This window comes from Streptomyces sp. NPDC055078 (assembly GCF_053607985.1).
Map to the genome: position 1 here is coordinate 1 of NZ_JBSGUP010001065.1, position 1642 is coordinate 1642.

Annotated in this window: 2 protein-coding genes and 1 pseudogene; all 3 read right to left on the bottom strand. The window is 68.6% G+C overall.

All coding sequences use genetic code 11. The annotated features are described in order from the left end of the window. Positions 1 to 159 precede the first annotated feature (159 nt). Positions 160 to 285 carry a hypothetical protein gene (locus ACWF94_RS40145; RefSeq protein WP_453500188.1) on the bottom strand — a complete coding sequence of 42 codons (126 nt, stop codon included), beginning with the start codon at positions 283 to 285 and terminating at the stop codon, positions 160 to 162. A 118-nt stretch (positions 286 to 403) separates the two neighbouring features. Beyond that, positions 404 to 1306, bottom strand: coding sequence for a hypothetical protein (locus ACWF94_RS40150; protein ID WP_453500190.1), 903 nt, complete (start codon positions 1304 to 1306; stop codon positions 404 to 406). After that, positions 1303 to 1642: pseudogene (locus ACWF94_RS40155) on the bottom strand (hypothetical protein); the annotation flags it as partial. The pseudogene ACWF94_RS40155 and the gene ACWF94_RS40150, both read right to left, overlap by 4 nt.

Consider the following 1642-nt stretch of genomic DNA (forward strand, 5'->3'; position numbering starts at 1 on the left):
CACGGGGCCGAACCACATCACCGGCAGACCCGTGCACGCGCAGCACCAGCAGGTGGCCACCGACCATGTCCGGTCAAACACGGAGCCCACCGCTGTGTGACAGCCAGCCCGGTCGCCGTGCTGCTGTTCTGCGACCGGGGCGGGAGTCCTTCAGTTGATCTACGCGGCGAGCAGTCCGACCAAATCGGTCCTCTCGTGCGGGCCGTTCTGGTTGCCACCGTCCGTCTCCGGAACGGTCTCGGTGTCCGATTCGATCGTTTCGGGCTGCTCGGTGATCGCGGGCATTCCGAGTCTCCTTCTTTCTTGGGGTGGCCCCGGCCCGGCTGGGCTCGGGGGTTGTCCGGTTCCGCCTCTGTCGTCACTCGGAACCGGACGCCCGTCATCGGGCTACCGGGTGTGAGCGTTAGCCGGTGTGATTACCGATGGCGGAAGTCAACGTGTGCTCGGTGCGGTGGACGAGGAATTCGGCGGTGGTGTCCCGTGCAGGTGAAAGGGGCCGCTCCCGCCCGGTCACCCGGTATCCGTTCTGTTCGAGAACGTCGACGACCCGGGCGGTACCGCTCGCCCAGTGCTCCGCAGCGCCAGGGGGAACGTCACCGGTCTTGGTGGAGCGGCGGAATCCTGCCGCGGGCTGCCACACCACCAGCGCGCACCGGGACGATCCGGGTGGCCACAGCGTCTGAGTGATCGACTGGACGAAACACGGACCGGACTCGACGCGAGGCTCCGCGTAGTAGGGCTCTTCCCATGTGAGCTTCGCGTCTTGCAGAACCCTGTGGATCTCGCTGTCGGGTGCGATCCCCGGGTACCGGTAGTGGCCCGATATCCAGTTGGGACGGGCGGGCGGCCATCCTTTCCACGCGTCGGCAGGCTGCCGCCGTGGTGGGACACCCTGGGGCATTCGGTAGACGAGCAGCTCAGCGTTCGCGTGGTGGTGCGGAGTCCTGGGCGGCCCGGTCTCCTCGGCCACGTAACCGATCGATTCCAGTGCGACCGCGGTAGCGGCGACGCGCTCTGCCCAGTGCTGCTCTGCGCCTTCCGGCACCTTTCCCGTGGTGTCGTCCCTGCGGAACGCGGCGTCCGGGTACCAGTTGACGAGGACGCAGAGGTCCGCGCCCCTGGGCCAGGCCGGCTCGGGCACACCGTCGGCCCTGCACCAGCCGGCGCCCTCGGGCAGGGCTCGGTACGCGATGCCGTCCCGTGTCGTGTAGGTCTCGCCCAGCCCCAGTCTGCCCAGCTGGTGGTTGACCAGTGCGGTTCCCGTGCGGCCGGGGTCGGCTCGGTCGTACCTTGGTTCTGCTGTCATGGGCGGATTCCTGGGCGAGCAGTTGGAGGGTGCGGGCGAGCCGGTTTGGCGGGGGGTTCGGGGTGGGCCATGAGGCGGGCGAGTGTGGCGGTGATGTGCAGGTCGGGTAGCTGTTGCTGGAGCCAGTCGTACTGTCCCGCCGGGTTCAGGTCGATGAGCTGCCACGGGCCGGACGGGGGGATGAGGAGATCGAGTGCGGCGTACCGCAGGCCGTAGTGGTGCATGAGTTGGTGCACGCCGTCGCGGATGTCGTCGGGCACGTCGGTGCGGGTGTAGGTGCAGGCGTCGTAGTCGCTGCGGAAGTCCGCGCGGGCGGCGGTGCTGTGGGTGTCGATC